This is a genomic window from Parvibaculum sp. (assembly GCF_002684405.1).
In the GTDB taxonomy this organism is placed as follows: Bacteria; Pseudomonadota; Alphaproteobacteria; order Parvibaculales; family Parvibaculaceae; genus Parvibaculum.
Genome location: NZ_NYVD01000165.1, coordinates 1 through 8,928, shown reverse-complemented (window position 1 = coordinate 8,928; position 8,928 = coordinate 1). Strand labels below are relative to the sequence as shown.

At 62.3% G+C, this 8,928-nt stretch carries 9 protein-coding genes; 6 read left to right on the top strand and 3 right to left on the bottom strand.

Annotation, left to right across the window (positions count from 1 at the left end):
* Positions 1-167 precede the first annotated feature (167 nt).
* Positions 168-1,577 carry a type I glutamate--ammonia ligase gene (gene glnA / locus CMI59_RS15220; RefSeq protein ID WP_293329085.1) on the bottom strand — a complete coding sequence of 470 codons (1,410 nt, stop codon included), beginning with the start codon at positions 1,575-1,577 and terminating at the stop codon, positions 168-170.
* Between the two features lie 195 nt (positions 1,578-1,772).
* Positions 1,773-2,111 carry a P-II family nitrogen regulator gene (locus CMI59_RS15215; RefSeq protein WP_293329084.1) on the bottom strand — a complete coding sequence of 113 codons (339 nt, stop codon included), beginning with the start codon at positions 2,109-2,111 and terminating at the stop codon, positions 1,773-1,775.
* A 344-nt stretch (positions 2,112-2,455) separates the two neighbouring features.
* On the opposite strand from CMI59_RS15215, the gene CMI59_RS15210 reads away from it, so the two are divergent.
* From CMI59_RS15210 to CMI59_RS15195, 4 genes are all read left to right on the top strand, one after another.
* A complete protein-coding gene (locus CMI59_RS15210; protein WP_293329083.1) occupies positions 2,456-3,634 on the top strand; it encodes an aminotransferase in 1,179 nt (392 codons plus the stop codon).
* Complete coding sequence (locus CMI59_RS15205) at positions 3,631-4,296, top strand: dienelactone hydrolase family protein (protein WP_293329082.1); 666 nt, start codon at positions 3,631-3,633, stop codon at positions 4,294-4,296. Before CMI59_RS15210 ends, CMI59_RS15205 begins: the two co-directional genes overlap by 4 nt.
* Positions 4,297-4,423: 127 nt before the next feature.
* Positions 4,424-5,977 carry an acetyl-CoA acetyltransferase gene (locus CMI59_RS15200; protein ID WP_293329081.1) on the top strand — a complete coding sequence of 518 codons (1,554 nt, stop codon included), beginning with the start codon at positions 4,424-4,426 and terminating at the stop codon, positions 5,975-5,977.
* Positions 5,978-6,084: 107 nt separating this feature from the next.
* Positions 6,085-6,741: a transglycosylase domain-containing protein gene (locus tag CMI59_RS15195; RefSeq protein ID WP_293329080.1), complete on the top strand. Its 657-nt coding sequence runs from the start codon at positions 6,085-6,087 to the stop codon at positions 6,739-6,741.
* 117 nt (positions 6,742-6,858) lie between these two features.
* Here CMI59_RS15195 and CMI59_RS15190 read toward each other — a convergent pair whose 3' ends face one another.
* Positions 6,859-7,230 (bottom strand): hypothetical protein, encoded by a 372-nt coding sequence (locus tag CMI59_RS15190; RefSeq protein WP_293329079.1) that lies wholly within the window; start codon positions 7,228-7,230, stop codon positions 6,859-6,861.
* A 116-nt stretch (positions 7,231-7,346) separates the two neighbouring features.
* Here CMI59_RS15190 and CMI59_RS15185 point away from each other — a divergent pair, with 116 nt between their 5' ends.
* Both CMI59_RS15185 and CMI59_RS15180 read left to right on the top strand, forming a co-directional pair.
* The gene (locus tag CMI59_RS15185) at positions 7,347-7,937 is read left to right on the top strand and encodes a histidine phosphatase family protein (RefSeq protein WP_293329078.1); all 591 of its coding nucleotides are present in this window, start codon (positions 7,347-7,349) and stop codon (positions 7,935-7,937) included.
* A gap of 60 nt (positions 7,938-7,997) precedes the next feature.
* The coding region (locus CMI59_RS15180) for an NAD(P)H-hydrate epimerase (protein WP_293329077.1) at positions 7,998-8,928 on the top strand (931 nt) is incomplete at its 3' end.

Genomic DNA, 8,928 nt, shown 5'->3' with positions numbered 1-8,928 from the left:
TCCATCACGAGCCTTCTCTCTGGGAAACGAGACCCGCCGTTACATTGCTTTGGGAAGAGGGCGCCGCCGGCGCGGCTTGATCCCGCAAGCAGCCTGCAGACTACCCCGCAAACGAAAAGGGCCGGAGCTTTCGCTCCGGCCCTTGCCGTTCTGCATATCCGAAAGGATTAGCAGGAATAGTACATGTCGTATTCGACCGGATGCGGCGTCATTTCGTACCGCATGTTTTCTTCCCACTTGAGCTCGAGGTAACCCTCGATCTGGTCGTCGGTGAACACGCCGCCCTTCTTCAGGAAGTCGCGGTCCTCGTCGAGCGCGACAAGCGCTTCGCGCAGCGAGCCGCAAACGGTCGGGATGTCCTTCAGCTCTTCCGGCGGAAGATCGTAAAGGTTCTTGTCCATCGGCGCGCCCGGATCGATCTTGTTATCGATGCCGTCAAGGCCGGCCATCATCATCGCGGCGAAGGCGAGATAGGGGTTCGCCGTCGGATCCGGGAAACGGATCTCGATGCGCTTGGCCTTGGGCGACGTGCCATAAGGGATACGGCAGGAGGCCGAACGGTTGCGGGCCGAATAGGCCAGCAGCACCGGCGCTTCGTAACCCGGCACCAGACGCTTGTAGGAGTTGGTGGACGGGTTGGTGAAGGCGTTCAGCGCCTTGGCGTGCTTCAGGATGCCGCCGATGTACCACAGGCATTCCTCGGAAAGGTCGGCATACTTGTTACCGGCGAAGAGCGGCTTGCCCTCTTTCCAGATCGACTGATGGCAATGCATGCCCGTGCCGTTGTCGCCGAAGACCGGCTTCGGCATGAAGGTGGCCGACTTGCCGAAGGCATGCGCCACGTTGTGGATCGCATACTTGTAGATCTGCAGGTGGTCGGCGACCTTGGTGAGGGTCTGGAACTTCATGCCGAGCTCGTGCTGGGCCGCGGCGACTTCGTGATGGTGCTTTTCGATTTCGACGCCCATCTCGCCCATGACCGTCAGCATTTCGCCGCGCAGGTCCTGACCGCTATCGATCGGGTTGGTCGGGAAATAGCCGCCCTTGGTGCGCGGACGATGGCCGAGGTTGCCCGTCTCGTATTCCGTGTCGGAATTGGTCGGCAGCTCGACGCTGTCCACCGCGAAGCCCGTGTTGTAGGGCTCGGTGGAGAACTTCACGTCGTCGAACACGAAGAATTCGGCTTCCGGGCCGAACACGACCGTGTCGCCGATGCCGGTGGACTTGAGATAGGCCTCGGCAAGCTTCGCCGTGCCACGCGGGTCGCGGCCATAGGGCTCGCCGGTGGAGGGCTCCAGAATGTCGCAGAAAATCGCGAGCGTGGTCTGGGCGTAGAAGGGGTCGATTACCGCGGTTTCGATGTCCGGGAGCAGGATCATGTCGGACTCGTTGATCGCCTTCCAGCCGGCGATCGACGAACCGTCGAACATCGTGCCCTCGGCGAAAAAGTCTTCGTCGCACATGTTCACGTCGAACGTGACGTGCTGCATCTTGCCGCGCGGATCGGTGAAGCGCAGATCGACGTATTTCACGTCCTTCTCTTTGATCAGCGCCTGGACCGAATTGAAGTCAGCCATTTGATCCTCTTTCCCTGTTCTCGATGGGGGCTGCTCATGATCTGGCCGCCCCCTCAACTTGAAACGATACAGCAACCCGGGGGCTGTTCCCCCTGCAAGGATGCTGCGATGTGCCTCCAATATTTTTGAGGTCCCGGAGTTCACCGGTTGGGACCTTGTGAGCCATGTCGCCGGTTGGCCGGCCGTTACGCTCTGTTAGATCGCTTCCGAGCCGGTCTCGCCGGTACGGATGCGGATCGCCTCTTCGACATTGGAGATAAAAATCTTGCCGTCGCCGATGCGGCCCGTGCGGGCAGCCGCCTGGATGGCTTCCACGGCTTTGCCGACCGTATCGTCATTCAGCACGACTTCGATTTTCACCTTGGGGAGAAAATCGACGACATATTCCGCACCTCGATAAAGTTCCGTATGGCCTTTCTGTCTGCCGAAGCCTTTCGCCTCCGTAACTGTAATGCCCTGAAGACCGACTTCCTGAAGGGCCTCCTTTACCTCGTCGAGTTTGAACGGCTTGATGATCGCCTCGATCTTTTTCATCCGGGGTTCCTTGTGGTTGGGCCTCAGTGCCCGCCGTCATGTGATGTCTGAATAGCATGGGCCGTGCCAACTGGGACGCGGCACGATTTCATATATTTTTCAGCTGGTTAGTGGCACATCACCCGATGCCTTGCCTTTTTGTTGAGCAGCGTGGATGCACATAAAAAAGGCGAAATGAACAATTTGCAGGCAACAACATATCAATGGTTTTGCGCTCGTTCCAGCGGCCTTTGACCAGGAAGGGGATCGGCGCGCGGTTGACAGTGTTTTCGGCGCCCGCGACAAGGACAGCAGGCCGCGAAAAGCGGTCCCTGCAAACGAAATGGCACGGATACGGAGCCGATATGAAACCCGCCAATCCCGTCTTCGCCTCTCTCGGCACCACGATCTTCACGGTGATGTCCGCCTTGGCGAACGAACATGGCGCCATTAATCTCGGACAGGGGTTTCCGGATGATGAAGGGCCGGCCGATATTCGAGAGGCGGCGGCGAAGGCGATCCTGGATGGCCCCAACCAGTATCCGCCCATGATGGGGCTGCCCGCGCTGCGCGAAGCGGTAGGCGAGGCCAACAGGCGCTTCTACGGCCTCGATGTCGATTGGCAGAAAGAAGTGATGGTCACTTCCGGCGCGACGGAAGCGCTGCATGACAGTATCACCGCGCTCCTCCAGCCCGGCGACGAGGCGATCCTGATCGAGCCCTGCTACGACAGCTACCGGCCAGTGATAGAGGCGGCGGGCGCGACGGTGAAGGCCGTCTCCCTCCAGCCGCCGCACTGGTCGCTGCCGGTGGAGGCGCTGGAGGCGGCTTTCAGCGACAGGACCAAGCTCATCGTCCTCAACACACCCATGAACCCCATCGGCAAGGTCTTCACCCGTGAGGAGCTGACGGCGATTGCGGGGCTTCTGGAAAAATACGACGCCTATGCCGTCTGCGACGAGGTCTATGAGCATCTCGTCTTTTCCGGCCATGAGCATATTCCGCTGATGACGCTGCCCGGCATGCGGGAGCGCTGCGTACGCATCGGCTCGGCGGGCAAGACCTTTTCCCTGACGGGCTGGAAGATCGGCTACGTCACCGCGCCCGCAGCGCTGATGGAGGTCATCGCCAAGACGCATCAATTCGTGACCTTCACCACGGCCCCCGGCCTGCAATCGGCCATCGCCTACGGGCTGGGGAAGGACGACGACTATTTCGCAGGGCTTGCCGGCGCGCTGGAGGCAAAGCGCGACATTCTCTCGAAGGGATTGGCTGAGGCCGGGTTCGAAGTCCTGCCCGCCGACGGCACCTATTTCGTCACCGCCGATTTCCGGCCTCTCGGGTTCAACGGCACCGACGAAGAGTTCTGCCGCGCGATCACGGAACAGGCCAAGGTCGCCGCCGTGCCCATGAGCGCGTTCTACTCGAACGATTCCGGCGATGCGCCGACCCATCTTGCCCGCTTCTGCTTCTGCAAGCAGGACGGCATCCTGACCGAAGCGAGCAAGCGCCTCGCCGACTGGGCGAAAGCCCGCGCCGCATGAGCGGGGAGCGCAATATCCTTCGCCGCGACGCCGCCAGCGGCAAGGCGAAATGGCTGGTCGTTTTCCTGCACGGCCTCGGCTCCAACGGGGCCGACCTCATGAGTTTTGCCGACTACTGGCAGGGCTCGATGCCTGATATCGCTTTCGTTGCGCCGGATGCGCCCACGCCATGCCCCGATGGCGGCTATCAATGGATGCAGCGCCTGCCCGCCGGCCATCCCCGCATGTTCGACGAGGCGGACGCTGCGCGCGGTGGTATTGATACACTCATAGACGAGGAACTTTCCCGGCTCGGGCTCGACGGCTCCCGCCTCGTGCTGGTCGGCTTCAGCCAGGGCACGGTGATGGCGCTCCACGTCGGTCTCAGGCGTGAGCAAGCCCCGGCGGCGATCCTGGGCTATGCGGGCGGCCTCGTCGGCGCGGACCGGCTGGCCGCCGACATGAAGTCGAAACCGCCCGTCATGCTCATTCATGGCGAGCAGGACGAGATGGTGCCGGTCTACGCCATGATGGAATCGGTGAAGGCCCTCACCGATGCCGGTCTCGTTGCCGCCGGGCAGGCCATGCCGGGGCTCGGCCATGCGGTGAACGAGCAGGCGCTGGTGATCGGCGCCCGCTTCATCCTTTCCGCCATCGCCTATCGCGAGAAGCACCCGATCTAGTGTGCCCCTGCGTCATGCGGCCCGGACGCCCTCCTTTGCTGGACAGGGTGCAAGCAATCCTTATTCTCGCGCCAACGAATAACCAATAGCGATGCGCCCGCAAGAGGCGCGGCAGGGAGAGGCAGTTATGTCAGATGTGAAACTCGACGATCGCATGCCCGTGCTGGTCGGTTGCGGCCAGAACGTCCAGAAGGAAAAGGATGTCGAGAAGGCAAAGTCGCCCATGCATCTGATGGCGGACGCGGCCGAAGCCGCCGCCGCCGATACCGGGCTCGGCAAGAAGCTCTGGGATGTGGTCGATACCGTCACTTGCGTCCGCTTCATCACCGACAGCCCGGACAGTGCGCGCCTTCCGTTTGGCCGTTATCCCAATGCGGCGAAAACGCTGTCGAACCTCATCGGCGCCAATCCGGCCAAGACCTGTTACGGCCCCACCGGCGGCAATACCCCCCAGTATCTGGTGAACTACACCGCCGAGCAGATTGCGCAGGGCGAGACGGATATCGCGCTGGTCGCGGGCTCTGAATGCTTCGCGACCATGATGCGCGCGCTGGGGCAGGGCAAGGTGCTCGACTGGCATGACGAGAACCCCGGCCAGGACCGTATCGACATCGGCAACGAGAAGGCCGGCGTCACCGAAACGGAAAAGCGCCACAAGCTGCAATACCCGGTGAACATCTATCCGATGTTCGAAAACGCCATTCGCGGCCAGCAGGGCCGTACCGTGGAGGAGCACAAGCTCGCCGTCGGCAAGCTGATGGCGCCCTTCACGAAAGTCGCCGCGCAGCATCCGCAGGCCTGGTTCCCGGTCGAGCGGACGCCGGAGGAAATCGCCACCGTCACCGATGCCAACCGCTATATCGGCTTTCCGTACACGAAGTATATGAATGCCATCATGCAGGTCGATCAGGCCGCCGCCGTCGTCATGATGTCGGTCGGCAAGGCGCGCGAGCTGGGCATCCCGCAGGAGAAATGGGTCTTCCTGCATGGCTGCGGCGATGCGAACGACCTTTGGTTCCCCACCGAGCGCGTGAACTATTACACCTCGCCTGCCATCAAGAAGATGGGTGAGAAGGCGTTCGGCATGGCGGGTTGGGACATCTCCCAGATCGACTATATCGATCTTTATTCCTGCTTCCCCTCCGCCGTGCAGATCGGCCGCGACGCGCTGGGCATTGCGGAAGACGATCCGCGCGAGCTGACCGTCACGGGCGGCCTGCCGTACTTCGGCGGCGCGGGCAACAACTACGTCATGCACTCCATCGCCACCATGATGGACAAGCTGCGCGCCAAACCCGGCACCAAGGGGCTTTGCACCTCCAATGGCTGGTACGTGACCAAGCACGGCATGGGCCTTTATTCGACCCTGCCGAAAGAGGGCAAATGGGAGCGCGAGGCGCCCGCCACCTATCAGGCGGAAATCGACGCCGAAAAGCACCCCGTCGTGGACGAGACGCCCAACGGCAAGGCGAAGATCGAAACCTATACGGTGGTCCATGGCCGCGACGGGCCGGATTTCGCCATCGTCTTCGGCCGCCTGGACGATACCGATGCCCGCTTCGTGGCGCATACGCCAAACGATCCGGCAACGCTCAAGGATATGGTCGAGCGGGACCAGCTCGGAAGGCCGGGCACGGTCGTCGCCGACCCGGAAGGCGTCAACATCTTCACGCCGGAATAAGAACTGGAACAAGAAAAAGGGGCCCTTCGGGGCCCCTTCGTTTGTCCGGTCCGTTGTGCCTTAGTCGGCAAACCATCTCGGATCGACGGGGAAGTGTGGGAATACACATGTCTCGTATATTGAAGTATCTGGCGCTTGGCGGGGCGTTGTTGCTCGTTCTGGCCGTAGCGTATGGGGCGAAAGGATACTTCGATGCGCTACATGATGCCGATGGACTGCGACAACGTGCCGACAGGCTAATCGCAGCGGGGTTGGGAGGAAGTGATCTTGGCCCCGGACGACTGGACATCTTGCTCAAGGTTCAAGACCCTGCTTTCGCAGAGCATGCCGGCATAGACTTCACGACCGCGGGGGCCGGGGCGACCACCGTCACCCAATCTCTGGCAAAACGATTGGCCTTTGACCGGTTTCGTCCTGGAATAGGCAAGATACGCCAGACCGGCTATGCCCTCGGATTGGAAAGGCGGCTCGACAAGGCGCAAATCATGGCGCTCTGGCTTGATACCCTGGAAATGGGGCGCGGGCCCAACGGCTGGATGACCGGCTTTTATCGGGCGAGCGAGGCGATCTTCAAGCGCCCTCCCGCCGAACTTACCGAAGATGAGTTTCTGCGGCTGGTCGCTGTCCTTATTGCTCCGGCAAATTACGATTTGAGAGGTGAGGACATGGCACTCGATGACAGGGTCGAGAGGATTAAACGTCTTGTCGCCGCGCAATGTGCCCCAATGGATCGTGGCGATGTCTGGCTGGAGGGGTGCCGGTAAAAGCCATGTCATTGCGAGGAGCGATAGCGACGAAGCAATCCAGCGCGAGACTCATCGCTTCTGGATTGCTTCGCTTGTGCTCGCAATGACGGGATCGGGTCGGCTAAAGACTCGCTCTCACCAGAGCCATGTTTCCGGATCGGGAATGGGCTTGTCGTCGCTCGCGAGCATGAAGCCCTTGATGAGCCGGATCAGTGCCCAGACGACGGTCGCGAAGAGGATGATCACGCCGATAACGATCATCGATGTGATGGCGCCGATGAAGCTGAATAGCAGTCCGATCCAGAAGGTCCGGATCTGGAACGTGAAATGTGTCGTGGCGTTCGGCCCCGCCTCGCCGCGTTTCAGATAAGCGACGATAAGGCCGGCAAGCGCGGTAATACCCACCACGAAGCCGATGAAATACAGAATGTAGACGAGCTTGGGCCCGTCCATATTGTCGCCGGTCGATGTGACGGCACTCTGCACGGGATCGGGCGAATCGGTCATGTCGTCCTCCTTAACGGCCTGTAATGTGGAAAGCGTAGTGCCCTCTCCCGGTCATGTCGATATAAGGGCCGCATCATGGTTCACAGAACGTAACGCGCCGAAAACGGGGAGAAGACATGCCCACCATCTACATGATCCGTCATGGCGAAGCCGCCGCCGGATGGAACGCCGACGCCGATCCCGGCCTGAGCGAACTCGGCCAGTCGCAGGCCGAAGCCGTGGCCGATGAAATCGAAGCGCGGGCAGGGGGCAGGCTTCCCATTCTCACCTCGCCGCTGAAGCGCTGCCGCGAGACTTCCATGCCGCTTGCGGCGCGCTGGAACCACGACCCGGCGGTCGAGCCGCGCGTCGCCGAAATCCCGTCGCCGATCGACGACCTCGAATCCCGCGGCGAATGGCTGCGCAAGATCATGGCCGGCACCTGGGCCGAGGCCGTGGCGGGCGAGGGGCATGGCGGGCACCTGTCCAAGAATGTGGATTTGCTGGCCTGGCGGCAGGGCGTCGCCAATGCGCTGCTGGAACTGCCTGGCGATACGGTGATCTTTTCCCATTTCATCGCCATCAATGTCGCGGCGGGCATCGCCATGGAAGACGACCGCCTCGTGACCTTCAAGCCGGACAATTGCTCCGTCACGGTCTTCGAGACCGGCGGCGGCAAGCTGCGGCTGATCGAGAAGGGCCGCGAAGCCGTCACCAAGGTGAACTGAGGGGCGAATTGAAGCTTCCTTGCCAATTGGCGGCCACAATCGCCCGGCTATGATAGGCGCATGGCCACTTCATTGATTCCCCACGCCCCGGCAAAAACGCCCGCCGCGCTCCTCACGGTGGAGGAGATGGGCCGCGCCGACCGCCTCACCATCGAGGGCGGCAAGCCCGGCATCGTTCTTATGGAGAATGCCGGTCGCGGCGTCGCGGAAGCGGCGGTGGCGCATTTCGAAAAGGCGCCGGTGTCCGTCCTTTGCGGGCCGGGCAACAATGGCGGCGACGGCTTCATTGCCGCCCGCCTGCTACGCGACTGGGGCTGGCAGGTCTCGGTCTTCCTCATGGGTGCGCGCGAAAGCCTCAAGGGCGATGCCGCCGAGGCGGCCCATCGCTGGGCAGGCCCCGTCTATCCCCTCACCGCGGATGCTGCGAAAGGCGCATCGCTCGTCATCGACGCGATCTTCGGCGCCGGGCTTTCCCGCGACGTGGAGGGAACGCCCGCCGAGATCATCCGCCATGTCACGCAAGAGGGTATTCCGGTCCTTGCCGTCGATGTGCCGAGCGGCCTGGACGGCGATACCGGCCTTGTGCGCGGGGCTGCCTTCAGGGCGGCGCACACTGTTACCTTTTTCCGGGCAAAGCCGGGGCACCGGGTACTGCCGGGCCGCGCGCTATGCGGCGAGGTCCATGTCGTCGACATCGGCATAGAAGACAAGGTGCTGGAGGAGATTGCGCCGCGCCGCTTCGACAACACCCCCGGCCTCTGGTGGCCCGCTTATCCGAAGCCCTCGATGGAGCTTCACAAATACGATCATGGCCATGCGGTGGTGGTCTCGGGCGATGCCGCTCATACCGGCGCGGCGCGCCTTGCAGCGCGGGGCGCGCTTAGGGCGGGGTCGGGGCTCGTCACCGTCGCCACGCCGCCCGATGCGCTGGCGATCAATGCGGCCCATCTCACCGCCATCATGCTGGCCCCCTTCGAGGGCGCGGACGGGC